At 72.2% G+C, this 26,840-nt stretch carries 20 protein-coding genes; 11 read left to right on the plus strand and 9 right to left on the minus strand.

What is annotated here, in order from left to right; all coding sequences use genetic code 11:
* The first annotated feature begins 123 nt into the window (after positions 1-123).
* The 9 genes from M3673_RS12945 to M3673_RS12985 all read left to right on the plus strand — a co-directional run bounded on the left by M3673_RS12945 (position 124) and on the right by M3673_RS12985 (position 10,793).
* Positions 124-1,302: a cytochrome P450 gene (locus tag M3673_RS12945; protein WP_251534208.1), complete on the plus strand. Its 1,179-nt coding sequence runs from the start codon at positions 124-126 to the stop codon at positions 1,300-1,302.
* Between the two features lie 80 nt (positions 1,303-1,382).
* On the plus strand, positions 1,383-1,865 hold the full coding sequence (locus M3673_RS12950; RefSeq protein ID WP_251534209.1) for a hypothetical protein: 483 nt from the start codon (positions 1,383-1,385) through the stop codon (positions 1,863-1,865).
* Positions 1,866-2,557: 692 nt separating this feature from the next.
* Positions 2,558-5,116, plus strand: coding sequence for a MobF family relaxase (mobF, locus tag M3673_RS12955; RefSeq protein ID WP_374108199.1), 2,559 nt, complete (start codon positions 2,558-2,560; stop codon positions 5,114-5,116).
* Between the two features lie 467 nt (positions 5,117-5,583).
* Complete coding sequence (locus tag M3673_RS12960; RefSeq protein WP_251534210.1) at positions 5,584-5,868, plus strand: hypothetical protein; 285 nt, start codon at positions 5,584-5,586, stop codon at positions 5,866-5,868.
* A 52-nt stretch (positions 5,869-5,920) separates the two neighbouring features.
* A complete protein-coding gene (locus M3673_RS12965) occupies positions 5,921-6,142 on the plus strand; it encodes a helix-turn-helix domain-containing protein (RefSeq protein WP_251534211.1) in 222 nt (73 codons plus the stop codon).
* On the plus strand, positions 6,139-6,390 hold the full coding sequence (locus M3673_RS12970; protein ID WP_148615808.1) for a helix-turn-helix domain-containing protein: 252 nt from the start codon (positions 6,139-6,141) through the stop codon (positions 6,388-6,390). Before M3673_RS12965 ends, M3673_RS12970 begins: the two co-directional genes overlap by 4 nt.
* Positions 6,391-7,165: 775 nt before the next feature.
* Complete coding sequence (locus M3673_RS12975; RefSeq protein WP_251534212.1) at positions 7,166-8,893, plus strand: HNH endonuclease signature motif containing protein; 1,728 nt, start codon at positions 7,166-7,168, stop codon at positions 8,891-8,893.
* Positions 8,894-8,977: 84 nt separating this feature from the next.
* The gene (locus M3673_RS12980; protein WP_251534213.1) at positions 8,978-10,081 is read left to right on the plus strand and encodes a C4-dicarboxylate ABC transporter; all 1,104 of its coding nucleotides are present in this window, start codon (positions 8,978-8,980) and stop codon (positions 10,079-10,081) included.
* 157 nt (positions 10,082-10,238) lie between these two features.
* Positions 10,239-10,793, plus strand: a complete 555-nt coding sequence (locus M3673_RS12985) for a type 1 glutamine amidotransferase domain-containing protein (RefSeq protein ID WP_056863687.1) — start codon at positions 10,239-10,241, stop codon at positions 10,791-10,793.
* A 78-nt stretch (positions 10,794-10,871) separates the two neighbouring features.
* Here M3673_RS12985 and M3673_RS19280 read toward each other — a convergent pair whose 3' ends face one another.
* Entirely contained in the window at positions 10,872-15,020 is a 4,149-nt protein-coding gene (locus tag M3673_RS19280; protein WP_285839329.1) for an Ig-like domain-containing protein, read from the minus strand.
* Positions 15,021-15,266: 246 nt separating this feature from the next.
* Here M3673_RS19280 and M3673_RS13000 point away from each other — a divergent pair, with 246 nt between their 5' ends.
* Positions 15,267-16,250: a LacI family DNA-binding transcriptional regulator gene (locus tag M3673_RS13000; protein ID WP_193661423.1), complete on the plus strand. Its 984-nt coding sequence runs from the start codon at positions 15,267-15,269 to the stop codon at positions 16,248-16,250.
* 33 nt (positions 16,251-16,283) lie between these two features.
* On the opposite strand, the gene M3673_RS13005 is transcribed toward M3673_RS13000, so the two are convergent.
* The 4 genes from M3673_RS13005 to M3673_RS13020 form a co-directional block, all read right to left on the minus strand.
* A complete protein-coding gene (locus M3673_RS13005; protein ID WP_251534214.1) occupies positions 16,284-18,332 on the minus strand; it encodes a beta-galactosidase in 2,049 nt (682 codons plus the stop codon).
* 109 nt (positions 18,333-18,441) lie between these two features.
* Positions 18,442-19,785: an ABC transporter substrate-binding protein gene (locus M3673_RS13010; protein WP_251534215.1), complete on the minus strand. Its 1,344-nt coding sequence runs from the start codon at positions 19,783-19,785 to the stop codon at positions 18,442-18,444.
* 119 nt (positions 19,786-19,904) lie between these two features.
* Positions 19,905-20,882, minus strand: a complete 978-nt coding sequence (locus M3673_RS13015) for a carbohydrate ABC transporter permease (RefSeq protein ID WP_251534216.1) — start codon at positions 20,880-20,882, stop codon at positions 19,905-19,907.
* Between the two features lies 1 nt (position 20,883).
* The gene (locus M3673_RS13020; RefSeq protein ID WP_228941089.1) at positions 20,884-21,786 is read right to left on the minus strand and encodes a carbohydrate ABC transporter permease; all 903 of its coding nucleotides are present in this window, start codon (positions 21,784-21,786) and stop codon (positions 20,884-20,886) included.
* Between the two features lie 155 nt (positions 21,787-21,941).
* Between M3673_RS13020 and M3673_RS13025 the strand changes: the two genes are divergently transcribed.
* The gene (locus M3673_RS13025; RefSeq protein ID WP_251534217.1) at positions 21,942-22,364 is read left to right on the plus strand and encodes a hypothetical protein; all 423 of its coding nucleotides are present in this window, start codon (positions 21,942-21,944) and stop codon (positions 22,362-22,364) included.
* A 15-nt stretch (positions 22,365-22,379) separates the two neighbouring features.
* Here the strand turns inward: M3673_RS13025 and M3673_RS19285 are convergent, their stop codons facing one another.
* Genes M3673_RS19285 through kdpA form a run of 4 tightly spaced genes read right to left on the minus strand, consistent with a single transcriptional unit; the run spans position 22,380 to position 26,820 of the window.
* Positions 22,380-22,511 carry a hypothetical protein gene (locus M3673_RS19285; protein ID WP_264674740.1) on the minus strand — a complete coding sequence of 44 codons (132 nt, stop codon included), beginning with the start codon at positions 22,509-22,511 and terminating at the stop codon, positions 22,380-22,382.
* Positions 22,508-23,143 carry a potassium-transporting ATPase subunit KdpC gene (gene kdpC, locus M3673_RS13030; protein ID WP_251534218.1) on the minus strand — a complete coding sequence of 212 codons (636 nt, stop codon included), beginning with the start codon at positions 23,141-23,143 and terminating at the stop codon, positions 22,508-22,510. The genes M3673_RS19285 and kdpC overlap by 4 nt, the downstream gene beginning before the upstream one ends.
* A 12-nt stretch (positions 23,144-23,155) precedes the next feature.
* Positions 23,156-25,159 (minus strand): potassium-transporting ATPase subunit KdpB, encoded by a 2,004-nt coding sequence (gene kdpB / locus M3673_RS13035; RefSeq protein WP_193661429.1) that lies wholly within the window; start codon positions 25,157-25,159, stop codon positions 23,156-23,158.
* Positions 25,156-26,820, minus strand: coding sequence for a potassium-transporting ATPase subunit KdpA (gene kdpA / locus M3673_RS13040; protein WP_251534219.1), 1,665 nt, complete (start codon positions 26,818-26,820; stop codon positions 25,156-25,158). Before kdpA ends, kdpB begins: the two co-directional genes overlap by 4 nt.
* Positions 26,821-26,840 lie beyond the last annotated feature (20 nt).

Here is a 26,840-nt window from a genome sequence, read left to right on the forward strand (position 1 = left end):
TCGTATGTTGTACTGCAAGTACAAACTGTGAATTTAAGCCGCTGTTCTCCAGCTTTGGAGGAGAGAGCCGGGGACTGCCCCCGAGTTGAAGCCGCACCCGTGACCGGAGGACCAAGAGAAGTAATGAGCACCCGCCAGCTGACTTACAGTCCGTTCGACGCCGAGGTGATCGCGGACCCTTACCCCGTCTACCGACAGCTGCGCGAAGGCGCCCCTGTCTTTTGGTCATCAAGGGCTGGCACTTGGGTGCTCAGTAGGCACGTCGATGTGTCCGCCGCACTGGGGGACCCCGCGACGTACTCCTCCGCCTCGGGGATCTTCCCGACCCCACCGGGCGTGGACATGACCGAGCTGTTCCTGCCCATGCTCATCATGAGCGACCCACCCCGGCACACCCAGCTTCGCCAACTCGTCAGCAAGGCCTTCACCCCTCGTCGCATCGCCGGACTCGGGGCACAAATCCAGACCCTCGTCGACGACCTCCTTGACGAGACCCCCGAAACCGATGCCTGGGACTTCGTCTCCGGGTTCGCCGGCCCACTCCCGGCCATCGTCATCGCTGACATGCTCGGCGTGCCACGCGAAGACCGAGACCGCTTCAGGGCCTGGTCCACCACTCTCATTCAGTCCAACCCCGCTCGAGGCGAGTTCGGGGCTGGGCTCGACGCCGCCGCAGCCCTCTACAACTACTTCGCCGCCTTTCTTGCGGAACGACGGGCGCACCCCCAAGACGACCTCATGACCGCGCTGGTCCAAGCCGAGGTGGAGGGCGAACACCTCAGTGAGGATGAACTCCTCGGGTTTTGTCTCCTGTTGCTCATTGCCGGGCACGAAACAACCACCAACCTGCTCGCCAACAGCGCCGTCATCCTCGCCCACCACCCCGAAAGCCGCCGGGAGCTGGCCGATAATCGCAACCTCGTTCCCGCTGCTGTCGAGGAGCTGCTCCGCTACGACTCACCGGTCCAGGGCCTCTCTCGCACCCTCACCCGACAGGTCGATCTGCACGGGAAGACCATGGCCACAGGCGACACCGTGCTGCTGCTCTTCGGGTCGGCCAACCGCGACGACCAGGCGTTCCCCGACGCCGACCGCTTCGACATCCACCGCACCCCCGAACGACAGGTCGCCCTCGGACGCGGCATCCACTTCTGCCTCGGCGCGTCACTGGCCCGCCTCGAAGCACGCATCGCCTTGCAAGCACTTCTCACCCGCCACCGTGACTTCGATGTCGACCTCGACGCAGCGATCCGACTCCACTCCGGCCCGATCCGGGGATTCGCCTCACTGCCCATTCAGTAAGAGGGCCGACATCGGCGACTAGATGAGGAGACCACGTGAAGGTACGGCCTAAGCCAACCCGCGCCAGCGTCCTCCACGCTGTGATGGAGGAGATCCTCACTCGTAACGACGGGCGAATGCCCACCGCCATCGAAGGCATCAACATACATTTCAGCACCATCGACGACCTCGCAAACGCGGTGCTACTTCGCTGGCATACCCGCCTGGTCGCATCCCTCGAACGCGGCCTCGTGGACGACCCCGAGGACCGGGAGGAAGCAGTCATCGAAGCCTGGCGCCACGCCGCACAGATCTACTCAGGCGTGCGCAAAGTCATCGACGAGCTCGCAAACAACCCACCGACAGACGTCGTTCACCACGCCGTCGTGGCCACCGCCCGCCATGACTGGGCCATCATGGCCATCACAGCGGGACTCGCCAGCGGCGCCGACGGTGCAGGAGTTCGGGTCGGCCACCGACTCGAACTTGAAGCGCGACGACGGGACCTCGCTCAAGAGGGCACGGTGAGCCGCCTGGGGGTGCGCCCCCTGTTTGGCAAACTCAGGGCCAAACGTGCCGGGTGAGCAACCCCAGGCATGTACCGACTTACCTCAACCGTGGGCTAATGTCCGGCCCTGACGGGGTAGTTGCGCCGCGCAACCCTGAGACACCTGCAGATCAACCTTGGTCGGGCCGAACGCCGCCGGGTGCCTCGGCTTATGGGAATTGATCAAGCGCCTTTGGGCCGAGCTCGACAGCAGCCCTCACAGCCGCAATCCCTACCCCTGCTTAAGACCATGCCCCCTCGTCAGAGCGATGGGCACAACGCACTTGACGACGAGTGACGAACCTCAGAGCCCAGGCCCCGTAACGCTTGTGAGCCTCTAGGAACTCTGCGGCACGCATGCTACGAAGGTCCGTAGATCGATCAGCTCGGCCCGTCCCCCCTGGGACGGGCCGAGCGTCATTTCCAGGCTAAGTGACGACCAGTGACGAGCAATCGGCGGGCGCTCGAGGGGCGGTGAGTGCGGGTGCATGGCGGGGTGAAGTTCTACCGCGGCTCAGCTGCTGCGGCACGCACCTATGTCGAGGCGGACCGGTCGCGCGTCGATGACTACTACCTGGCCGAAGGCACCGGCGTTGCCACGCTCTACGTCGCCGGCCCGGAGGGTCTCGGAACGAGGGGGGAACGCGCCAAGGGCCACGCGGGGGGACGCCTCGAGGGGAGGGGGAACGCAGTGACGGGAGGGGGGAACGCAGCCTGGAACGGGGCCCTGTGGTGGTCCGGGATCGGGGGACGCTCGACGGGGACGCCTACGAGCGATGGGTCGCCGGGTACGACCTCGACGGTGCCGCGAAGGGCCGGTTGCGGAACGATGAGCACGGGCTGCGGTTCGTGGAGTTCACGGTCAACGGTCCGAAGACCTGGTCCCTGGCTGCGTCGCTGCACCCGGAGGTCGCGGCGGCTTATGACGCGGCGCAGGACCGTGCTGCGGGTGAGGTGATCGGGTGGCTGGCCGAGCACGCCACCACCCGGGTCGGACCGCGGGGCCGCCAGGTCCAAGTACCAGTCGATGAGCTCGAGGCCGCAGTGGTGCGGCACTACACCTCGCGTGCCGGTGACCCGCACAGCCACCTCCACGTCCAGATCAACGCCCGGGTCCGAGCTGGCGGCGTTGAGGCGGGCGGGGTGTGGAGGGGTCTGCATTCGGTCGGAGTCGTGGACTCGATCGAGGCAATCAACGGCATCGGACACACCGCGGTCGTGTGCGACCCCCATCTACGCCAGACGTTAGCTGCGCACGGGTTCACCCTGGACCCGGAATCCGGGGAGGTCCGCGAACTCGCCGACTACGCCGGCGCATTCAGCGCCCGGGCGTCACAGATCAGCAGGAACGTCGACCGCTACGAATCCGCCTGGCGTCGTGAGCACCCCGGCACCGAACCCGGCCCGAAACTCCGGCGGTCGTGGGACCGGCGGGCGTGGGCCGATGCCCGCCCCGACAAGGTCATCCCCGAGTCCGGGACCGATCTCGCACGACGGTGGGTCGAGGAGCTCCATGACCTCGGCTACCGGAACCCGATCGGACAAGCACCGCTCGCGCCGACACCGGTCGGGGCTATCAACCGCAACGCCGTCACCCATCTCGCCCTGTCTCGGCTAGGTGCCCGACGGTCGGCGTGGAACGCCGCCGACATCCGCGGCGAGGTCGAGAAGATCATCGCCACCCTCGCCGCAGCCGGGTCCGACGGTGTCGTGGTCGACCCGGTGGTGCGGCGCGAGCTCGCCGAGGACCTCACCGCCCGCGCTGTCGAAGCCTGCACGCCGCTGCTGGACCGGCCCGACGTCCCCGGGCACGTCCGCGCCCTGACCTCATCGAACGTCCTTGCGGTCGAGGCGGACTTGGTGGACCGGCTCGCCGCCCGTGCCACCACCCCCGGCACGCCCGACTCGGTTGGTCCATCCGTGGCCCGGGGGCGCCTCGACGAGGCGCAGCAACGCACCGTTGCGATCCTGGCCGGCACCGCCCAACTGGCTGTCGTCGAGGGAGCTGCGGGTGCCGGGAAGACCACCACCCTTGCCGCGGCACGGGTCGTCCTCGAGATGCGCCACGAGCAGCTCGTCGTGGTCGCGCCCACCTTGAAGGCCGCCCAGGTCGCCGGACACGAGCTCGGCACGCCAGCGTTCTCAGCCGCCTGGCTCATCCACCAACACGGCTACCGGTGGGACGAGGACGGCCACTGGACCCGCCACCACGTCGACCGGCAGACCCTGGATGTCGGTGCGCGGCTGATCCGGGGGGACCTGCTCCTCATCGACGAGGCCGGGATGCTCGACCAAGACACCGCCCTCGCCTTGCTCACCATCGCTGACGAGACCGGCGCCCGGATCGCGTTCCTCGGCGACCGCCACCAGCTCCCCGCCGTCGGCCGCGGCGGCGTCCTCGATCACGCTGCCCGGTGGGCCCACCCCACCGACCAGGTCACCCTCGACGCCGTCCACCGCTTCACCGACCCCGCCTACGCAGACCTCACCCTGAAGATGCGCACCGGCACCGACGCCGGCACCGTGTTCAACCAGCTCTACGAACGCGGCGACATCGTCATCCACCCCACCGACGTCGAACGACACGCAGCCGTCGCCGACCTCGCCGCCGACTCGCCAGGCGACCTGGTCATCGCCGACACCCGCGAACAAGTGGCCGCGCTGAATGCCACCATCTGCGACCAACGACCTCCGAGCACATGTGACGACCAGCAACGGTCGGCTTTCGACACCAACACCGGCGACCAGCTGACTGTCGGTGACCGGGTCGCGACCCGCCGCAACGACCGCGACCTCGACGTCGCCAACCGGGACCAGTGGGAGATCACAGCGATCGACGAGCACACCGGGGACCTCAGCATCGCTGGCCGCCGTGGCACCCGGACCCTGCCCGGCGACTACGCCGCCCGCCACGTCGAGCTCGCCTACGCCACCACCGTCCATGGCGCCCAGGGCGAGACCGTCGGCGCCGCGCACTTCCTACTCGGTGAGACCACCGGCGCCGCATCGGCTTACGTCGCGATGACCCGCGGCCGCCAGTCCAACACCGCGCACCTCGTCGCCGAAACCACCGACGACGCGAGGGCACAGTGGATCAGCACCTTCACCCGCGACCGCGCCGACCTCGGCCCCGCCCAAGCCCGCGAAACCGCAACCGAAGCCATCGACACCTACGGGCCTCTCACGCCCCCACCCGAGCAGTCGCTGGAACAGCCTCGCGGGCAGCGCCGTCCACCAGCCTCTGTGCCCGCCTTGTCGCCGGGCCAGCGTCCCGGCGTCCGGCGCTGACGCCCCAGGGCCCCACTCAGACAGCCAGGAGTCCACGTCCCCGCACCCGTCAGGACGACGCCAATCACCCGCGGTCTTTACGTCAAAGGCGAATTCATCGCCGCACATTGATCGCCAGCGACCCTGTTTTCGCCTTATGAGAAGTAAGAGAACTTCTCTCGCATCGACCTCGGAGACACCCCGATGACCGAACACCCACCCACACCCCGCCGCGGCGACGACACCAACACCACCCCAGACGTCGACCGCGTCGACCCCGTCGGCCTCATCGACTGCGCTCGCCACGCCGAAGACGCCCTCCGACAACTCGCCCGGCTGACCTACCCAGGGCCCCGGGCGCCCGGCCTGACACCGGCTGAGGTCGACACCGTTTTGAGTCATCTCGCCGAGGCGATCGCCGCAGTACCCAAGTCGCCTCACAGCTCGGCGCCATCCTCGACCAGTCGCGTCACACGCACCTACTCGGCATGGACCACATGACCGCCACCACCGACCCGGACCTCGCTGTCGACGCCGCCCGGTGTCACCTCGACGAGCTCCGCAGCCCCGCCGTCCAGACCTACCGCCACCTCAACGCCGCCCGCAACGAAGCCGCCCACATCTGCGCCCACCCGTTACACCCCGCCGACCGCGTCGTCCACGACATCGCCGACGAAACCTACCCGCCGTCAGGCATCGGAGGGGCATGGCGCCGCGAAGAACGCGAAGCACCCCGCCCCTCGGGATCACACCGCTCCGGGCCTGCCCGCTGAACCGACACAAGCACCCCAACCCGAGCACCTACCGAACCATCAAGGACACGACATGCAGCCCATCCACATCCCCAGGGAATGGCACGACGACGACCTGCTGACCTTTAACCAGTTCTGCGACCTCGTTCAGATCCCGTCGCGCACCGTCCGCGACTGGCGCCGCCGCGGCATCGGCCCCACCTGGGCCCGCTTCGAGGGATGCGGTCGCCTCTACATCACCGCTGCCGAAGTCCGGCGATTCGTCAGCGCCGCAGCCCCGGGCAGGTCAGCATGATTGATGACAGCACCCACGTCAGCGCCGCCGACACAACGCGACGCGACCTCCTCACCCCGGCGCAGCTCGCCGACCGGTGGCACGTCAGCACCGGCCACTTGGCCAACCTCCGCCACCAAGGCGAAGGCATCGGCTACGTCAAGATCGGCAGCCGCGTCGCTTATCGCTACAGCGACGTCATCGCCTACGAGAACCAGCACTACGTCTCACCGGTTGGATCGGCCTCATGGCCCGCCACCACAGCCTGAGCTCAGGGGACATCAAGATCGCCTGTCGCGCGGCCTCCAAAACTCCCCGTTTACTCCCCTAATACGGCATGGCTAAGGCTGATCTGGCGTGAACCGGCGCAGACAGAAGAGTGCTCAATCCGGCTCTGTTGAGCGGGATTGAGGATTTCGGATGACCTGCCATGAAACCCATCGGCCTACTCAGCGGGTTCGGGGTTCGAGTCCCTGATGCCGTACCACCCATGAGAGGCCCTCCCGGTTCACCGGGAGGGCCTCTCGCCATTCCCCGCCCTGCCGCTCCCCCGCCGGGGGCGAGCCCGCACAGCCCACGGCGGCCGGGCGGGAGTCCCCAGCACCCCGGTGGCCGAGCAGGGAGCGCCAGCACCCCGGTCGTCGAGGAGGGAGCGCCAGCACCCCGGTGGCCGAGCAGGGAGCGCCAGCACCCCGGTCGTCGAGGAGGGAGCGCCAGCACCCCGGTCGTCGAGCAGGGAGCGCCAGCACCCCGGTGGCCGAGCAGGGGGCGCCAGCACCCCGGTGGCCGAGCAGGGGGCGCCAGCACCCCGGTGGTCGAGCAGGGAGCGCCAGCACCCCGGTGGTTGAGGAGGGAGCGCCCGCGACCCGGTGTCGAGCAGGGAGCGCCCGCGCCCCGGTGGCGAGCAGGGAGCGACCGTGCCCGGTGGTTGAGGAGGGAGCGCCAGCGACCGTCTCGAAACCACCCTCACGCGACAGCGCAACCCCCTCCACAGATCACCCGCTGCCTCTAGTCATCGAATGCGTGTTCGAATAAACTAGGCGCATGCTCCTCGACCTCGACACCACCGGCGCCGTGGTCGACGTGGAGTCCCTCGAGGCCGATGACGTCCTGGAGTACGCCGCCGACACCGCCCGCTCCGTGCGCGCCGCCGAGCGTCGCACCCTGCGCGTCATGGCCCGCTGGGGAGCACTGAACCCCGACCGGGCCTACGCCTGGTCGGTGCCCGGGATGATCCGCCACGGCCTCGACGAGTTCGCCGCCGAACCCCTCGCCCTGGCCCTGGACATCTCCCCGGTCAACGCCGGCTGCAACCTCGCGGAGGTCATGGAGCTGGTCCACCGCCTGCCCCGGGTGTGGGCGATGGTGGAGGACCTCACCCTCCCCGGCTGGCGTGCCCGGCGCATCGCCTCCCAGACCCAGGTCCTCAACGACACCGGGGCTGCGTACGTCGACCGCAAGGTCGCCGCCCTCGGCCCCCGCGCGCAGAGCCTGGGTGCGCGGCGCATCGAGTTGTTCGTCGCCGAGGCCGCCGCGAAGCACGACCCCCATGCCCAGGCCGCGCTGGAGGAAAGAGCCCGCGGCGGGTGGAACGTCCGGGTGACCCACGACGTCGACCGCGGCTCCGCGTCGGGCACCTCGTGGTTGGAGGTGCTCGGTGACACCCAGGACCTCACCCGGTTCCACGACCTGATCTGCGCCACCGCCGCCGAGCTAGGCCGCCACCAGACCTCGACCGGAGCCGTGGTCGAGTCGTTGGAGGTCCGCAAGGCCCGAGCCATCGGCGTCATCACCGACCGAGCCCAAGGACTGACCGCACTGGACTCGGTGGAGCCCACGACTGCGAAGGAGCGGGTGGTCTACGTCCACCTGCGCCCCGAGGACCTCGCACACGCCGACACCATCGCCGCCCGAGACGCCACCCGCATGAGCGGAGAAGGACCCGCGCTGGAGGAGCCCCCGCCGCCCACCGAGGCCCCGGCCGACCAGCCCCCGCCCGACCCGCGGGACCTGCCCACCCCGGGTTCCGAGGACGACTCCGAGCCCCCTGCAGCAGCGCCCGCAGGCCCCGCAGCGACCCCGATGGCCGAGGAGCGAACGCAGCGAGCGTCTCGACGCCAGGCCGCGGGCAACGACCACGAGACCAACGCCGGACAGGCCCCGGCCCCGGTGGCTGAGGAGCGAGCGCAGCGAGCGTCTCGAAGCCACCCCACCCCCGGGGAGCAGCCCGCGGGCGACCCGTATCGCACCACCGGACCCGACCTGCGCCCCACAGCGGTCCACCGCCATTACGAGACCAGCCACCTGTCCCAGATCGACCGCACCGGCCCACCACCCGGCACCGCGGTCGTCGAAGGTCTCGGGGTCGTCTCCACCACCACCCTGCGCCGCTGGCTCACCCACGCCAAGGTGTTCGTGAGACCCGTCATCGACCTCGACCCCACCACCGCCGGCGCCGTCGACCGACACGACCCACCACCCTGGATGCGCGACCACGTCACCATCCGCGACCCACGCTGCGTCTTCCCCGGCTGCACCGTGCCCTCACGCCGCTGCGACCTCGACCACATCACCCCCTACCGACCCCTCGACCACGGCGGACGCCCCGGCCAAACGCACCCGTCCAACCTCGCCCCGCTGTGCCGCCACCACCACCGGCTCAAGACCACCGGCTCCGACGGGAGTCGACCGTGGACCTACCACCGGCACCCCGACGGCACCTACGCCTGGACCAACCCCCACGGCTGGACCACGCTCGTCCGCGCCGGCTGAGCGCACCGACCCACAGGCCACGCCTGTGTCGGCACAGCGCCGTGCGGGCTACCGCCGACCGCGGCGTCCGCCCACCCTGGGTGGGTGACCACGACCGCGACGTCCCCCACCGAGACGACCCCGAGTCGATCCGACCTCGCGACGCCGGCCGCAGGCCCGATCGGACCCAACTGGTTCGCGTCGGTCATGGGCACCGGCATCCTCGCGGTCGCGCTCACCGCCGTGCCCGCGGCCGTCCCGGGGCGCGGCCTGCTGGCCCTCGCGGCCTGGCTGGTGGCGGCGACGCTGCTCGTCGTGCTCATGGCGGCGACCATCGCCCAGTCGCGACGCCACCCGGGCAGCGTGCGGGCCCACCTCGCCGACCCGGTCATGGCGCACTTCTTCGGCGCGCCCGCGATGGCCCTGATGACGGTCGGCGCGGGAGCGCTCCTGGTGGGTCACCGCGTCCTGGGCGTCACGCCGGCGCTGACCGTGGGCGCGGCGCTGTGGGTGGCCGGGACCCTCATGGGCCTCGCCACCACGGTCGTGGTGCCGACCGTGGCCCTCGTCTCCCACCGCGTCGGGCTGGACGACGCGACCCCCAGCTGGCTGATGCCCGTCGTGCCCCCCATGGTGAGCGCCGCGACCGGCGCGCTGCTGGTGCCGCGGGTGCCCGCGGGCGACCTGCGAGCGGCGTTCCTGCTCTGCTGCTGGGGCCTGGCCGGCGTCGCGCTGGTCGCCACCCTCGTGGTCCTCCCCCTGGTGCTGCGCCGGCTCCGACGCCACGGCATCGCGGCGACCGCCGCCCCGACGCTGCTCATCGTGCTCGGCCCGCTGGGCCAGTCGGTGACCGCGGTGCACCACCTCGGCGACCTCTCCCCCGCCGTCCTGCCGCGCCCGTGGGGAGCGTGGGCGGCCGGCGCGGTGGTGCCGTACGGCGCGCTGGTGCTGACCCTCGCCGTGGCCTGGCTGATCGTGGCGGGCGCCCTGGTCGTCCGCGCGGCTCGGCGCGACGGCGGGCTGCCCTTCAGCCTGGCGTGGTGGGCCTTCACCTTCCCCGTCGGCACCGTGGTGACGGGCTCCGCCGCCCTGGCCGAGGTGACCGGGAGCATCGCGCTGCTCGACCTCGCCGTCGTCCTCCTCGCCGCCCTCGCCACCCTCTGGCTCGTGGTCGCCGTGCGCACGACGACCTGGCTCCTCGCCCGCTGACACCGGGACACCGGGACACCCGGGCGTCGGGACGCCGGTGCGTCCTCACCCCGTCAGGCGGTGGTGCGCCCGAGTCGGCGCGGCAGGCTGGGGAGACGGGCCCCGACGGCCCCGGGGCGAGCGCACCGCCGCCCCGCACTCGACGAAAGGTCCCGACATGCCCCAGCTCGACGGCAAGCGCATCGCCTTCCTGGTCGCCAACTCCGGCGTGGAGCAGGTGGAGCTCACCGAGCCGCGCAAGACCATCGACGCGGCCGGCGCCACCACCACGCTCATCGCGCCCGAGAAGAGCACCATCCAGGCCTTCGAGAACGACGTGGACAAGGCCGACACCTTCGAGCCCGACCTCGCCGTGGCCGACGCGTCCGTCGACGACTTCGACGGCCTGGTGCTGCCCGGCGGCACGACCAACCCCGACGCCCTGCGCCTCGACGAGAAGGCCGTCGCCCTCGTCAAGGCCTTCGCCGACGCCGGCAAGCCGATCGCCGCGATCTGCCACGGCCCCTGGACCCTGGTCGAGGCCGGCGTGCTCGGCGGCAAGACCCTCACCAGCTGGCCCAGCCTCAAGACCGACATCTCCAACGCCGGCGGCAGCTGGGTCGACGAGCAGTCCTTCACCTGCCCGGCCAACGGCTGGCAGCTCGTCACCAGCCGCAACCCCGACGACCTCCCGGCCTTCGGCGAGGCCGCCGTGGCGGCCTTCGCGGGCTGACCCACGCACGTCGACGGCGGCGGCAGGACCTCGGTCCTGCCGCCGCCGTCGTGTGCGGGTCGTGCGAGGGTCAGCCGCTCACTCCTGCGAGCCGGCCGCGGGCCCGACCACCAGGTCGTCGAGCACCGAGCCGGTGGCGCGCTGCGCCCAGATCCCCACGTGGCCACCGCGCCCGACGAACGCCGTGGCGTCGCGGCCCTCGAGCACGAAGGTCGCCACGACCACGCCGTCGCGCAGCACCTCGACCCGGTCGCCGACGGTGCGGGCGCCGAGCACGTCGCCCTCGGCGAGGTCCACCCTCGGACCGACCGAGCGGGTCCAGGCCGAGGCCACCGAGCGCTTCACCGCGATACGCACGCGCTGGGTCTGGGGGTTCCAGGTGACGGCCAGGCCGCGTCGGAAGCCGTCCTGGCCCTGGGCCTCGAGGAGCAGGCCGAGCGAGCGGGCGCCGGGGGCGACGCGCTCGAGGGTGACGGCGGCCTGCTGGTCGGCGCCCTGGCGGGACCCGGTGTGCAGGATCGGGCCCCCGCGCCCCACCCGCAGACCGCGGGGCGTCACGCGGTAGTCGGCGCGTGAGGTGCTGCCGACCCAGGCGCCGTCGAGACGACCGGGCTCCTCGAAGCCGTCGACGAGGACGGGCTCCGGCTCCGGCTCGGGGTCGACGGGCGGCTCGACGGTCTCGGTGATCACGACGGTCCGCTCGACCTCGGGCGCCGGGGCGTAGGTCGCGTCGCCGGCCTGCGAGGCGGTGACGGTGCACGCGCCGACCCCGGTGGCCCGCAGCCGGTCGACCGTCACCGTGCACGGCCCGTCGGTGCGGAAGGAGACCCTGAGTCCGGAGGTCGCCGTCGCGAACAGCCGCTGCTCGGGATCGCCGACCTCCATGTCGGAGGGCTTCGCGAAGATGATCGTCTGCCCGGCGGGCTGCGGGTCGGGGTCGGTGCCCGGAGCCTGGAAGGTCACCGCATAGGTGCGGGTCGCCGAGCCGTCCTCGCTGGTGACCACGACCCGGGCGGTGCGACCGTCGCCGGCCTGCTGGACCTCCACGGTGGCGAAGGGGTCGGCGGCGCGGGCCGCGACCTGCTGCACCTGCGTGGAGGTGACGGTGTAGGACTCGCGGGCGGGGTCGAAGCCGGGCAGCGGGGTGCCGGCCACACGCAGCTCGGCGAGGCCGGCGTCGGAGCCCTCGGCGGCGACCTGACCCAGCACCTGCAGCTCGCTCATGGTCAGGTGGGTGTTGTCGCGAGCCGTCATCACCAGGCGGGCCCGGTCGACCTCGACTCCGGGGAAGCTGACGGTGACGACCGGCGAGGCGAGCCCGGCGGCCATCGTCGTGGTCTCCCCGACCTGTCGCCACCCACCGTCGCCGGTGGGCACCTCGACGCGCACCGAGGCGGGGTAGCTGTCGCTCGCGCCGTCCTTGAAGAACACACCCCGCAGGCCGGTCAGCGTGCGGGCGGCGGGGAACGTCAGCGTGAGGGTGTCGGAGGTGTTCTTGGCCGACGACCTCCAGTTCGACCACGCCTTGTCGCCCAGGTCTCCGTCGAGCAGCCCGGCGGTGCCGTAGCCGGGCTCGGTGAAGGTCGCGGCCACGGTGGTGCCCTCCGGCGTGGGCACCACGCCGGGCACGGGCTCGGTCACCCGCACCGCGACGGTCGCGGGCAGGGTGCGCCCGGCCCCGGCGTCGGCCACGCCCTCCAGCTCGACCACGCCGGTCCGGTCGAAGGCACCCGCGGGCGCGGCCTCCCAGGTGACGGACCGCTCGACGGTGGCGCCCGACTCCCCCACCGCGGTGACGGTGGTGGGCAGGGTCGGGGCCTGACCGACGTACGTCGCCGCGCGCGCCGGGCGGGTGGACACCAGGGTGTCGACGGTGACCTCGGCGGTCGTGGTGAGGCGCTGCCCGTCGGAGGTGGTCACGGTGCCGGGCACGACGACCGTGCCGGGCTGCTGCCACGCGGAGTCGGCCGGCAGGTCCCAGACCACGGGCAGGCCGTCGCGGTCGCCGCCGGCGTAGATCCCGGTGACGGTCGCGGGCAGGGAGGGAGCGACCCCGACGGGGGTGACGACGGCGGTGGGCCGGACACCCTGCACGGTCTCGTCGAGGATCCGCCAGCGCTGGTTGTCGCCCGAGGTCGGCGTGTAGAACGCCACCCGGGTGCCGTCGGCGGTGGCCCCGCCGGGCACGTCGAGGAGCTGACCGGTGCCGGCGTTGACGACGGTGTAGGTGCCGTCACCGGTGGTGGAGAGCATCCACTGCGCGCTCTCGGCCGGGGTCGACCCGGCGTCGGCGGCGACCAGCGTCGGGTCGTCGGCCCCGGCAGCGAGCAGCAGCTCACCGTCACCGGTGCCCAGCGTGTAGCGCTGCCGGTTGCTCACCGAGTCGGCGAGCGGCCGCAGCCGCCAGACCTGGTCGGGGGCCGAGGCGCTGTCGGTGCGGATCACGACGCCCGACCCGGTCGCGGCCGGGGCGAGCGACTTCCCGCTCTGCACGCCGCGCAGGCGGTAGACGTGGTCCTCCTGCACCAGTGCGGCGTCCTCGGCGACGCCGGAGACGTCCGAGACCAGCAGCGTGGTCACCGAGCGGGCGGGCAGGCGCAGCGTGGCCTCGCCGTCGCGCACCGCGGTCGGTGTGCCCGTGCGCAGCGCGCCGGCGGTGCTGGTGACCACCGGCGTGACGGTGGCGCCGTCGGGCACCGACGCGAACTTCGCGAGGTCGAGGGTGACGTCGCGGGCGGCGTCGGAGTCGTTGACGTGCACGACGGTGACGCCCTCGTCGGTGAGCGCCGCGGTGGAGTCGGTCGAGTCGGTGGCGACCAGGCGGTCGCCGGGCTCGATGTAGTGCGTGTAGTTGCGCACGGTGTCGAACTTGGTGTTGGTCTTGATCCGGCAGGTGCCCTCGGCGGGCGGGGCGGCGGGGTCGCGCACGAGCACGTCGCCGTCACCGCAGTCGAAGTCGAGCTGGATGCTGCCCCAGTTGGCCCCGGCGGCGCTCTCGCCGCCGGGCTCCATGTTCTTCAGGTCCTCGACCGGCTGCCAGAAGACCCAGGCGTCGGGCTCGAGCTCGCGCAGGTCGTCGGTGATCCGCTCGGCCATCCCCAGGCCGGGCGCCATGTCGGTGAAGCTCTGGCCCGCGCCCCACGAGCCCTCGACCTCGCTCATCCACAGCGGCTTGCCCTCGCCCTTGGCGAGGTCGCGCGCCGACGTGCGCTGGCCGGTGCCGTAGGTGTGCACGTTGAGCTGCTCGACGAGGTCCTGCGTCGGCTGGTCGTAGGCGTACCAGTTGCGCACGAAGGTGCCGGGGTTGGTCTCGTCCATGGCCGAGATCGGGGTGTCGAGGTCGCTGGCCGCCAGCGCCTCCTCGAGGGCCGTGATGACCCGGGCCTGCATGGCGGGGCCGGCGTGCGCGCCCTCCTGCCGTCCGCCGGTCGGCTGGCCGTCGGCGCCGAGCTGGGTGCCCCAGTAGGGCGTGTTGGGCTCGTTGAGGGGGTCGACGGTGTCGAAGGTGATGCCGTGGGCGGCCTCGAGCCGCTCCATGGCGCCGACGAGGTAGGCGGCGAAGTCGTCGACGGTGTCGGCGCGGATCTGCTCGGCGCTGGGGTCGAAGCCGCCCGAGACGTAGCCCGAGACGGTCTGGAACCACGGCGGGGAGTTGTTGAAGGCCTCCCAGTGGGTGATGTCGGCCTTGATCGCGTCGATCCACCAGCGCTGGGTGGCGTCGGCGTCGTCGTTCCACAGTGCCGGGTCGGCGGGGTCCCACCAGTTCTTGTCCTGCGGCGTGAGCTGCGGGCCCGCTGGCGCCTTCCACCAGCCCTCGACCGCGCCACCGGGGCGCAGGTAGTCCTCGACCGACGGAGCGTTGCCGCCGCCGATGTTGTAGCGCGCGATGTTGAGGTCGAGGCCCTCGTCGCCGAAGACCAGGTCGCGCAGCTCCTGGCGGATCGCGTCGGGGTAGTCGCCCGTGGCGTTGGCGAACCACACCAGGCTGGTGCCCCAGCCCTCGAAGGGTCCGCCCTGGTACGACGGGTCGGGCGTGACGGTCACGTCGGGCACCCCGTCGTCGGCGGCGGCCGACGGGTCGGGTGCGGCGGCGGGTGCGGCGGTGGGTGCGGCGGTGGGTGCCGCGGCGGGCGCGGCCGCTGCGGCGGTGGGCTGGCAGGCGAGCCCGGCGACGACCGCCGAGACCGCGAGGGCTGCGAGCCCGCGTCGGGGGGTGGGTGCTCTCATGCTGCGCTGCTCTCTGGAGAGGACGGAAGGGCGCGACGAGGGGTGCGCTCCCGCCCCGTCCGTGACAGAATGTTTGCGCAAACATCATCTGTGACGACCGTCTCACCGCACCCCGCGACCGTCAAGCCCCCGCCTTGCCGGGGAGGTCCCCGGCAGGCGAGGATCGTGGTGGCGCCACCACCACCGAGAGCAGGCCCGTTGACCACCACCGAACCCCCTCCCCCGGCCCCGCACCGGCGCGTGTCCATGGCCGACGTCGCCAAGCTCGCCGGTGTCTCGGCGCAGACGGTCTCGCGGGTCTCCAACGGGGCGGGCGACGTCGTCGACGCCACCCGCGAGCGGGTCCTGCGGGCGATGGACGAGCTCGGCTACCGGCCCAACGGTGCCGCACGGGCCCTCAAGCGGGGCGAGTTCCGCACGATCGGTGTCGTGCTCTTCACGCTGTCGACCACCGGCAACATGCGCACCCTCGAGGGCATCGCCGACTCCGCCGCCGAGCAGGGCTACGCGATCACGCTCCTGCCCGTGGCCCCCACCCAGGCCAAGGTCGCCGGCGCCTTCGACCGGCTCAGCGAGCTCGCGGTCGACGGCGTCATCGCCATCATGGAGGTGCACCTGCTCGACACCGCCCAGGCCGTGCTCCCGCCCGGCATGACCATGGTCGTGGTCGACTCCGGCGGCACCGACCGCCACTCCGTCGTCGACACCGACCAGCACCTCGGCGCCCGGCAGGCCGTGCAGCACCTGCTCGACCTCGGTCACGAGACCGTCTGGCACGTCGCCGGCCCCGAGGCCTCCTACGCCGGGGAGAGCCGCTGCGAGGCGTGGCGCACGACCCTCGAGGCGGCCGGTCGCACGGCGCCGCCCCTGCTGCGCGGCGACTGGAGCGCGGAGTCGGGCTACGCGGCGGGCCAGCGGCTGGCCGGCGAGCCGGGCTGCACCGCGGTGTTCGCCGCCAACGACCAGATGGCCCTCGGTCTGCTGCGTGCCTTCCACGAGGCCGGCCGTCGCGTGCCGCAGGACGTCAGCGTCGTCGGCTTCGACGACGTGCCCGACGCGGCGAGCTACATCCCTCCGCTCACCACGGTGCGGCAGGACTTCGCCGGCGTCGGGCGCCACTCGGTGGCCGGGGTGCTGGCCCAGCTGCGCGACCGGCGCACCCCGCCCACCACGGTGCTGGTGCCCACCGAGCTCGTCGTGCGCGAGAGCACCGCTCCCCCGCCCGACTGAGGCCCACCCCGACGGAGGCCCGGCGGGCCCGGCTCAGTCGGCGCTGCGCACGACGACCACCTCGCGCGGGGCGATCACGAGCCGGTCGGAGGCGGGGGCGGCGCCGTCGATCACCTCGCCGGCCGGGGCCGGGAGCTCGACGTAGCCGTCGGTGCGGTTGACGAGGAAGCGGTACTGCTCGCCGTCGCGCTCACGACGGATCAGCTCCACCGCGCCGCGCGCCTCCTCGGGCAGCTCGGAGACCACGCCCGCGTCGCGGGCCAGGTCGGCCAGCACCGGCGCGACGCCGCTCGCGCCCAGCCGGGTCCCGACGTACGACGCGGAGCCCGCACCGACCGGGCGGCGGGTCACGGCGGGCGAGCCGGCGTGCACGCCGTCCTTGTAGCGCACGCGCACCTCGACGGCCGGGTCGACGACGTCGACGCCGTCGGCCCACACCGAGCCCGCCGAGCCGTTGTCGAGGTCGACGCTCGTGCCGGGCTCCAGCGGGCCGAACTCCTCGATCCGCAGGCCGAGCAGGTCGCGCAGCGCGCCGGGGTAGCCGCCGAGCCAGACGTGGTCGTGCTCGTCGACGACACCGGAGAAGTAGGTGGTCACCAGGTGGCCGCCGCCGGCGACGTAGGCCTCCAGCCGCTCGGCCAGGGCCGCCGGCACGACGTGCAGCACCGGCGCCACGACCAGGGCGTAGCCCGACAGGTCGGCGGCCAGGGGCACGACGTCGGCGCGCAGCCCCAGGTCGAGGCAGGCGGAGTACCAGTCGAGCGCCTCCTGGCGGTAGCGCAGCTCCTGGGTGGGGGTGCCGCTGCCCTCGGCGGCCCACCAGGAGTCCCAATCGAAGACGATGGCGATGTCGGCGGGGCGCCGGCTGCTGCCCACGACCGGCGACAGGGCGGCCAGGCGCGCGCCGAGCTCCTGCACGGTGCGGTGCAGGGTGGTGCCGGTGCCGGCGTGGGGCAGCATCGCGGAGTGGTACTTCTCGGCGCCGCCCTGCGACTGGCGCCACTGGAAGTAGCAGACCGCGTCGGCGCCGTGACCCACGTGGGTGAGCGAGTCGCGCACGAGGTGGCCGGGGCGCTTGGGGACGTTGACCGACTTCCAGTTGACCGCGCTGGTGGAGTGCTCCATGAGGAACCACGGCCGGCCGCCGGCGATGCCGCCGGTGAGGTTGGCCGAGAAGGACAGCTCGTCGAGCGGGCGCTCGCCGTCCTGCACGTAGTGGTCGTTGGAGACGAAGTCGACGTCGGCGGCCCAGGCGGCGTAGTCCATGCCGCGCGTCTCCCCCATCACCATGAAGTTGGTGGTGACCGGCACGTCGGGGGTGATGGCGACCAGCACGTCGCGCTCCGCGCGCAGGTGCTCGGCGAGGGCGTCGGAGGAGAAGCGCTGGAAGTCCAGGCGCTGGGTGGGGTTGATGAAGGAGCCGTGGCCGGCGAAGCGCGGCGGCAGCACCTCCTCCCACGCGCCGTAGCGCTGCGACCAGAAGCTGGTGGCCCAGGCGTGGTTGAGGGCCTCGACGCTGCCGTAGCGCGCCTGGAGCCAGGTGCGGAAGGCGCGCGCGGCGTCGTCGGAGTAGTCGTGGACGTTGTGGCAGCCCAGCTCGTTGCTCACGTGCCAGGCGGCCAGCGCGGGGTGCTCGGCGTAGCGCTCGGCCACGGCGCGCACCAGGCGCAGCGCGTGCTCGCGGAAGACCGGCGAGGTGGGGCGCCAGTGCTGGCGGGCCCCGGGCCACACGGTGTGGCCCTCGAAACTCACCGGCAGCACCTCGGGGTGCAGGGTGGTCAGCCACGGCGGCGGCGAGGCGGTGGCGGTGGCCAGGTCGACGGCGATGTCGTGGGCGTGCATGAGGTCCATGACCTCGTCGAGCCAGGCGAAGTCGAAGCGGTCGGGCGCCGGCTGGAGCCGGGCCCAGGAGAAGATCGCGACCGACACGACGTTGACCCCCGCGCCGCGCATCGCGGCGACGTCCTCGGCCCACACCTCCCGCGGCCACTGCTCGGGGTTGTAGTCGGCGCCGAAGGCCATGCGCGGCTCGTCGGGCCGGGTGGGCCAGCGCAGCCAGCGGTGGGAGGTCGGGGCGGTCATGGTGCGTGCTCCTCGGAGGAAGGGACCGTCGGTACGACGGGACCGGGCCGGGCCGGTCCCGTCGCACCGACGGGGGTGGGGTGCTGCGTGCAGCGGGAGGCGGCTCCGGTCAGGAGACGGAGAAGCCCTGCTGCTCGCCGTACTCGGTCATCTGCTCCTGCCAGGCGGCGAGGCCGTCGGCGAGGGGCTCGTCGGAGACGTAGGCCTGGCCGACGGTGTCGTTGAAGATGCTGTTGGCGTAGACCTGGAAGGGCAGGTAGGACCAGCCCTCGGCGACCTGGCCGGCCGACGCGGAGAGCACCTCGTTGACCTTCTGGTCGCCGAAGTACGGGAACTCCTTGCCGACGAACTCGTCGGACTCGATCTCCGCGACGGTGGCGGGGAAGGCGCCGCCGTCGACGCGGGTCTGCACGCCGTCCTCGACGTTGGCGTACTCCAGGAAGGCGTAGGCCAGCTCCTTCTCCTGGGCGTCGGTCGGGATGGTCAGCGAGGAGCCGCCGTTCTCGGCGGTGGTCTCGGCGCCGGCCTCCCACTGCGGCATCGGCGCGACGCGCCAGTCGCCCTTGCCGTCGGGGGCGCCGGACTCGAGGTTGGCCGGCATCCAGGCGCCGGTGACCAGGGTGGCCACGGTGCCGTCGTTGAGGCCGGAGAACCACTCGTCGCTCCACGAGCTGATCGGGGCGAGGAGCTCCTCGTCGATCATGGTCTGCCAGGTGTCGGCGTAGGTCTGCGCGCCCTCGTCGGAGAACTCGATGGTGACGTCCTCGCCCTCGGAGGCGAACGGCTGGGCCCCGGCCTGCCACATGAGGCTGGTCGCGAAGCCGGCGTCGCCGGTGTCGTTGGTGATGTAGACGTCGGGGTCGGCGGCCTGGAGGTCGCGACCGGCCTGCATGAACTCCTCCCAGGTGGTCGGCACCTCGATGCCGTACTCCTCGAAGACCTTCTGGTTGTAGAACATCGCCATCGGGCCGGAGTCCATGGGCAGGCCGTAGATGCCGTCGTTCTGCTGCACCGAGGACCAGGGGCCGGGGGTGAAGGTGTCCTCGAGGTCGGCGGCGCCGAACCCGCTCAGCTCGCTCACGCTGCCGGCCAGGGAGAACTGCGGCAGGGCGTAGTACTCGACCTGGGCGACGTCGGGCACGCCCTTGCCGGCCGAGACCGCGTTCTGCAGGGCGGTGTACTGGTCGTTGCCGGTGCCGGCGTTGACCAGCTCGACGTCGACGTTGGGGTACTCCGCCTCGAAGTCGCTGACGACCTTCTCCAGGGTGGGCTCCCACGCCCACACGGTGAGGGTGCCGCCCTCCTCGAGCGCGGCGTCGACGGCGTCGGCGGAGACCTGCTCACCGCCGGAGGCGGAGTCGTCCCCCGAGCCGCAGGCGCTCAGGCTGAGCGCCCCGACGGCGGCGACGGCGACCGCTCCGAGCCAGCGGTTGCGTCGGTTCGTGTTCTTCATGGTGTGGGTGGTCCTCTCGGATCGTGCCTGCCCTGGACGGTGCGTCCCGGGGGGATCGGTGGGGTGCTGCGGGTGGTGGTGCGGGTGGTGGTGCGGGGTGGTGGGGCGCGGGTGCGCGCTCACTCCTTGACGGAGCCGGCGGCCAGGCCCGACTGCCAGTAGCGCTGGAGCAGCAGGAAGACGGCGACCAGCGGCAGGATGGTGACCGCCGAGCCGGTGATGACGAGGTTGAAGACGGCCTCGCTGCCCGCGGTGGACGCCTGGGCGTTCCACGCGTTGAGCCCGAGGGTGAGGGGGTACCAGTCGGGGTCCTTGAGCATGATCAGCGGCAGGAAGTAGTTGTTCCAGGTCGCGACCATGGTGAAGAGCAGCACGGTGACGACGCCCGGCATGAGCAACGGCAGGCAGATCTGCCAGAACACCCGGAACTCCGAGGCGCCGTCGACGCGCGCGGCCTCCATGAGCTCGGTGGGGATGGCGTCGGTGGCGAAGGTCCACATCAGGTAGAGGCCGAAGGGCGAGATGAGCGACGGGATGATCACCGCCCACGGTGTGTTGGTGAGCCCCATCTGGCTGAACATCAGGAAGGTCGGCACCGCCAGCGCCGTGCCCGGCACCGCGACGGCCCCGATGACGACGGCGAAGACCGCCTTCTTGCCCGGGAAGTCGAAGCGCGCCAGGGCGTAGCCGCCCAGCACCGCCAGCGCGGTGGCGCCGCCGGCGCCGAGCACGACGTAGAGCAGCGTGTTGAGCAGCCAGCGCAGGAAGATGCCGTCGTCGTAGGTGAAGGTCTCGGCGAGGTTGGACCACAGCGAGAAGTCGTCGGAGAACCACAGCCCGAAGGAGGTGAAGAGGTCGCCCTGGGTCTTGGTGGCGTTGATGACCAGCCACAGCAGGGGCACCAGGCTGTAGACGAGCACGATGCCGGTGAGAGCGGTCAGCAGCGGGCTGCGCCGGGCGCGGCGCTCGGCGGGGGCCCCGGTCACCGGGACGCCGCCGCGGCGGGCGCCGGAGCGGCTGGAGCGCAGGCGGGGGCCCGGGCGGACGGGGGCCGCGCCACGGTCGGGCGGGGTGGGGGCCAGGGGCGTGGTGGTCACGTCAGAGCTCCTTGCGCATGCCGCGCAGCTGCACCACGTAGGCGATGACCATGGTCACCAGGCCCATCACGATCGCGACGGTGGCGGAGTAGTTGTACTGCTGGCCGGAGAAGGACAGCGAGTAGGCGTAGAGGTTGGGCGTGAAGTCGGTGGTGATCGCGTTGGGCGCCAGGCTCTGCAGGATGCTCGGCTCGTTGAAGAGCTGGAAGCTGCCGATGATCGAGAAGATCGTCGCCACCACGAGCGCGCCGCGGATGGCGGGCAGCTTGATCGAGGTGATCACCCGCCACTCGCTGGCCCCGTCGATGGAGGCGGCCTCGTAGAGGCTGGTGGGGATGGTGCGCAGGGCGGCGAAGAAGATCAGCATGTTGTAGCCGACGAACTCCCAGGTCACGATGTTGCCGATCGAGGCCAGCACCCAGGTGGGGCTGAGCGGGTCGGGCAGCGAAGTGCCGAAGGCGTCGTTGACGTTGCCGACCAGGCCGAAGCGGTCGCCGTACATGAAGCCCCACATGAGCGAGGCCACGACGGCGGGCACGGCGTAGGGCAGGAAGATCGAGATCCGGAAGAACGACGCGCCGTAGAGCCGCCCGCTGTCGATGGCCAGCGCCACCAGCAGCGCGAGCAGCAGCATCACCGGCACCTGCACGACCAGGAAGAGGCCGACGCGGGTGAGCGACTCCCAGAAGGCGTCGTCGCCGAGCACCTGGGTGTAGTTGTCGAGCCCGACGAACGACGTGCCGCCGATGAGCTGGTCGCGGAAGAGGCTGAGGTAGACCGAGTAGACGATCGGAGCCAGGAACACCAGCGCGAAGACCGCGACGAACGGCGCCAGGAAGCCCCAGCCCGTCCACCGGCGGCGGTTGCGCGGGGCGCGGTCTGCGATCGGTTGCTGGACCGCCATCGGCCTGCCTCCTCGGGGTGTCGCCGGATGTGATGTTTGCGTAAACATCGCGTTGTGAGGATGGTTACATCCCGCCCCGGCGTCCGTCAACGCCCCGACCGTCACTTCCTCGCCCGGGACTCGTTGGACAGGTCTCCGCCCCTGAGGAGCCACCCGTGTCCAGCACCCCGACCAGCCCGCTCGTCGACCCCGCCCTGCTGCAGCACTGCCGCCGCTCGGCCCAGGCTGGGTTCCCCTTCCGCGTGCGCACGCCCGCGGTCGCGGCGACCCTGCTCCTCCAAGGGCTGGCCACCCGCGACGCGAGCGACCCGCTGCTGCTCACCGGACTCCCGCTCGCGCTCACCTGGGCCCCGCCGGCCCGCGACCCGCTGCCGCTGCGACCCACGGCTGCGTCCGCCGCCCCCGACCGCCCGCGGCGCTGCGCGAGCGGTCATCACCTCTCCCCCGTCGCCGCCGAGGTCACCGGGGTCCGTCAGCGGGGGGCCGCCGACGTCCTCGGCGGCGAGCGGGTCGAGCTGTGCGCCCGCTGCGCCTCGATGCTCGCCGACGCGGGCTACTTCACCGCCCGGCCGGCCTGAGGGCCCGGCACCGCCTCAGTCGAGCAGCACCCGCAGGCCGGTCGCGAGGAGCGCGGCCAGGGCGCACGCGGCCGCGACGAGCAGCAGCCCGCCGTCGTGGGCGATGCGTGCCCGCGGTCCCGGGTGGGGTGACGACGGGCGCCTCACCGGTCGCCCCCCGTGGTCTCCAGCCCCGCCGCGTCCACCACGGCGAGGTTGAGCCCGAGCACGTCGACGCGGGGCTCGCCGAGCACGCCGAGCGTGCGACCGGCGGTGTGCTCGGCCACCAGCTCGCGCACGGCCGCCTCCGGCAGGCCGCTCGCCGCGGCGACGCGCGGCACCTGCAGGGCGGCGTACCGCGGCGAGATGTCGGGGTCGAGCCCGGAGGCCGACGCGGTGACCGCGTCGGGCGGCACGTCGGCGACGTCGACGCCCTCGCGGGCGGCGACCTCGGCCTGCCGCGCGGCGATGAGGTCGAGCAGCTCGGGGCTCTCGGGGCCGAGGTTGGAGCCGTAGGTCGCGAGCATGTCGTAGCCCTCGCCGGCGGCCGAGGGACGGGGCCGGAAGAGCCGGTCGTCGTCGACGACCTGTCCGACGAGGGCGGAGCCCGCGGCCTCGTCGGGGTCGGTGGTGCGCTCCCCCTCGACGGTCACCAGCGAGCCGTCGGCCCGCCAGGGGAAGGCGACCTGGGCGACGCCGGTGACCAGCAGGGGGTAGGCCACGCCGAGCAGCAGCGTGGCGGCCAGCAGCACGCGCAGGCCGGCGAGGCTCTGGCGGGAGAAGGCGAGCAGGGTCTTCACGCGGGGGTCCTCTCAGAGACCGGGGACGAGGGAGACGAGGAGGTCGAGCAGCTTGATCCCGACGAAGGGGGCGACCAGGCCGCCGACGCCGTAGAGCAGCAGGTTGCGCCGCAGCAGGTCGGCGGCCGACGACGGCCGGTAGGCGACGCCGCGCAGCGCCAGCGGCACCAGCGCGACGATGACCAGGGCGTTGAACACGACGGCCGACACGATCGCCGACTCCGGGCTGCTCAGGCGCATCACGTTGAGCACCTCCAGCTGCGGGAAGGCGACCACGAACATGGCCGGCAGGATCGCGAAGTACTTCGCGACGTCGTTGGCGATCGAGAAGGTGGTCAGCGCCCCGCGGGTGATGAGCAGCTGCTTGCCGATCTCCACGACCTCGATCAGCTTGGTGGGGTCGGAGTCGAGGTCGACCATGTTGCCGGCCTCCTTGGCCGCGGTCGTGCCGGTGTTCATCGCCACCCCGACGTCGGCCTGGGCCAGCGCAGGTGCGTCGTTGGTGCCGTCGCCGCACATCGCGACCATCCGGCCGCCCTGCTGCTCGCGGCGGATGAGCGCGAGCTTCTCCTCGGGCGTGGCCTCGGCGAGCACGTCGTCGACGCCGGCCTCCTGGGCGATCGCGTGGGCGGTCACCGCGTTGTCGCCGGTCACCATCACCGTGCGGATGCCCATGGCGCGCAGTTCCGCGAAGCGCTCGCGCATGCCGTCCTTGACGACGTCCTTGAGGTGCACCACCCCGAGCAGGCGGGCCGGCCCGTCGCCGACGCGCTCGGCGACCACCAGCGGCGTGCCGCCGCTCGCGCTCACCTCCTGCACGGCGGCGTCGACCTCCGGGGAGGCCACGCCTCCGCCGTCGAGCACCCACCGCGACGTGGCCGAGGCGGCTCCCTTGCGCACGCTGCGACCGTCGAGGTCCAGCCCGCTCATCCGGGTCGTGGCGCTGAACTCCACCAGCGACGCCCCCGCCGGCACCCCGTCGTACGTCGAGCCCACGAGGTCGACGATGCTGCGCCCCTCGGGGGTCTCGTCGGCCAGGGAGGCGAGGAGCGCGGCCTCGGCCAGCTCCGCCTCCGGGACGCCGCCGGCCGGGAGCAGCGCGCTGGCGCGCCGGTTGCCGTGGGTGATGGTGCCGGTCTTGTCGAGCAGCAGCACGTCGACGTCCCCGGCCGCCTCCACGGCACGCCCGCTCATGGCCAGCACGTTGCGTCGCACGAGCCGGTCCATGCCGGCGATGCCGATGGCCGAGAGCAGGGCCCCGATCGTCGTGGGGATCAGGCACACCAGCAGCGCCACGAGCACCACCACCGACTGGTCGGCGTCGCTGTGGTCGGCGATGAGGTAGAGCGTCGCGCAGACGACGACGAAGACGATGGTCAGCGCCCCCAGCAGCACGCCGAGCGCGATCTCGTTGGGGGTGCGCTGGCGCTGCGAGCCCTCGACCAGGGCGATCATCCGGTCGACGAACGACTGCCCCGGCGCGGAGGTGATGCGCACGACGATGCGGTCGGAGAGCACCGTGGTGCCGCCGGTGACGGCGCACCGGTCGCCCCCGGACTCCCGGATCACCGGGGCCGACTCCCCGGTCACGGCCGACTCGTCGACCGAGGCGACGCCCTCGACGACGTCGCCGTCACCGGGGATCCGCTCTCCCGCCTCCACCACGACGAGGTCGCCGACGCGCAGCGAGGTGCTCGACACCTGCTCCTCCTCGCCGCGGCGGTCCAGGCGACGTGCGGTGGTCTCCTGCTGCAGCGCCCGCAGGCTCGCGGCCTGGGCCTTGCCCCGACCCTCGGCCACCGACTCGGCGAGGTTGCCGAAGAGCACGGTGAGCCACAGCCAGAGCGAGACGAGGACCGCCAGTGCGCTGGGGTCGAGGACGCTGAGCACGGTGGTCGTCACGGCCCCGACCTCGACGACGAGCATGACCGGGGTGGCGAGGAGGAGACGCGGGTCGAGCTTGCGCAGGGCGCCGGGCAGCGCCGCGCTGACGGTCGTCAGCAGGGAGGTGGTCACGAGAGGGACTCCACGATCGGGCCGAGCACGAGCACGGGCACGTAGGTCAGACCGACCAGGACCAGGGCGACGCCGGCGAGCAGGGTGACGAAGAGGGGACGGTGGGTCGGCAGCGTGCCGGCCCCGGGCGGTCGTGGGTGCTGCTCGGCGAAGCGCCCGGCGAGGGCGAGCACCAGCACCATCGGCACGAAGCGGCCCAGCAGCATGCACAGGCCGAGCAGGGTGTTCCAGAACGGCGTGCCCGACGTCAGCCCACCGAAGGCGCTGCCGTTGTTGTTGCTCGCCGACGTCACGGCGTAGACCGCCTCCGTCAGCCCGTGGGGGCCGCCCTCCTGCAGCCCGGCCAGACCGGCCGGAGCGGTGAGGGCCACGGCGCTGCCGACGAGCACGAGCACGGGGGTGGTGAGCACGTAGCCCGCCACCAGCACGATCTCGCGCTGGCCGATGCGCTTGCCGACGTACTCCGGTGTGCGACCCACCATCAGACCGCTGAGGAAGACGGTCACGACGGCGAGCATCAGCATGCCGTAGAGCCCCGACCCGACACCGCCGGGCGAGATCTCGCCGAGCATCATGTTGAAGAGGGCGATGCCCCCGCCGGGGGCGGTGAGCGAGTCGTGCATGGCGTTGACCGCACCGGTCGAGGTGCCGGTCGTGACCGCCGCCCACAGGGCCGACCCGGCGGTGCCGAAGCGGACCTCCTTGCCCTCCAGCGCTCCGCCGGCGAGCTCGGGTGCGGAGCCGGGCCCGGCCATCTCGGCCCAGGTCAGCAGGGCCACCGAGGTCGTGAGCAGCAGGGCCATGACCGCCACCACGGCGCCGCCCTGACGGCGGTCGCGCACGAGGTGGCCGAAGGCCCAGGCCATCGCGAAGGGCACCAGCAGCATTAGGTACGTCTCGAGCAGGTTGCTGGTCGGCGACGGGTTCTCGAAGGGGTGGGCGGAGTTGACGTTGTAGAAGCCGCCGCCGTTGGTGCCGAGCTGCTTGATCGCCTCCTGGCTGGCCACCGGTCCGCCGGTGATCTCCTGGGTGGCGCCGCTCAGCGTGGTCACGGCGTGGGGCTCGGCGAGGTTCTGCACCGCCCCGAGCGCCACCAGCAGCAGCGCGGAGAGCAGCGCGATCGGCAGCAGCACCCGCACGACGCCGCGCACGAGGTCGGTCCAGAAGTTGCCGACCCGACCGTCGCGGCCGCTGCGGGCCAGGCCGCGCGCCAGGGCCGCCGCGACGGCCATGCCGACCCCGGCCGAGACGAAGTTCTGCACCGTCAGACCGGCCATCTGCATCGTGTGGCCCAGGGCGGCCTCGCCGGAGTACCACTGCCAGTTGGTGTTGGTCACGAAGCTGACCGCGGTGTTCCAGGCACCGTCGGCGGGCAGCGCCGGGAAGCCGAGGGACAGCGGCAGGTGCTGCTGGAGGCGCCCGAGGGCGTAGAGCCCGAGCACCCCGACCATCGAGAAGCCGAGCACCGACAGGGCGTAGGTGCGCCAGTGCTGGTCGGCGTCGGGGTCGAGGCGCAGCAGGCGGTAGGCCGCCGACTCGACGCGCAGGTGGCGCGGGGAGAGGTACATCAGCGCCAGCCGGCGCCCGAGGACGGGCACGGTGAGCGCGAGCAGCGCGGCGAGGAGGAGGACCTGGCCGAGCGCGGGGCCGAGCGCGCTCACCGCAGCGCGCCGACGAGCAG

Source organism: Nocardioides sp. P86, from assembly GCF_023712465.1.
GTDB lineage: Bacteria > Actinomycetota > Actinomycetes > Propionibacteriales > Nocardioidaceae > Nocardioides > Nocardioides kribbensis.

Coding starts and splice junctions, on each gene's coding strand:
- M3673_RS13005 (WP_251534214.1), bottom strand. CDS start 18,332: ATGACCGCCCCGACCTCCCACCGCTGGCTGCGCTGGCCCACCCGGCCC.
- M3673_RS13010 (WP_251534215.1), bottom strand. CDS start 19,785: ATGAAGAACACGAACCGACGCAACCGCTGGCTCGGAGCGGTCGCCGTC.
- M3673_RS12985 (WP_056863687.1), top strand. CDS start 10,239: ATGCCCCAGCTCGACGGCAAGCGCATCGCCTTCCTGGTCGCCAACTCC.
- M3673_RS13020 (WP_228941089.1), bottom strand. CDS start 21,786: ATGGCGGTCCAGCAACCGATCGCAGACCGCGCCCCGCGCAACCGCCGC.
- M3673_RS12945 (WP_251534208.1), top strand. CDS start 124: ATGAGCACCCGCCAGCTGACTTACAGTCCGTTCGACGCCGAGGTGATC.
- M3673_RS12965 (WP_251534211.1), top strand. CDS start 5,921: ATGCAGCCCATCCACATCCCCAGGGAATGGCACGACGACGACCTGCTG.
- M3673_RS12970 (WP_148615808.1), top strand. CDS start 6,139: ATGATTGATGACAGCACCCACGTCAGCGCCGCCGACACAACGCGACGC.
- M3673_RS13000 (WP_193661423.1), top strand. CDS start 15,267: ATGGCCGACGTCGCCAAGCTCGCCGGTGTCTCGGCGCAGACGGTCTCG.
- M3673_RS19280 (WP_285839329.1), bottom strand. CDS start 15,020: ATGAGAGCACCCACCCCCCGACGCGGGCTCGCAGCCCTCGCGGTCTCG.
- M3673_RS12975 (WP_251534212.1), top strand. CDS start 7,166: ATGCTCCTCGACCTCGACACCACCGGCGCCGTGGTCGACGTGGAGTCC.
- M3673_RS12960 (WP_251534210.1), top strand. CDS start 5,584: ATGGACCACATGACCGCCACCACCGACCCGGACCTCGCTGTCGACGCC.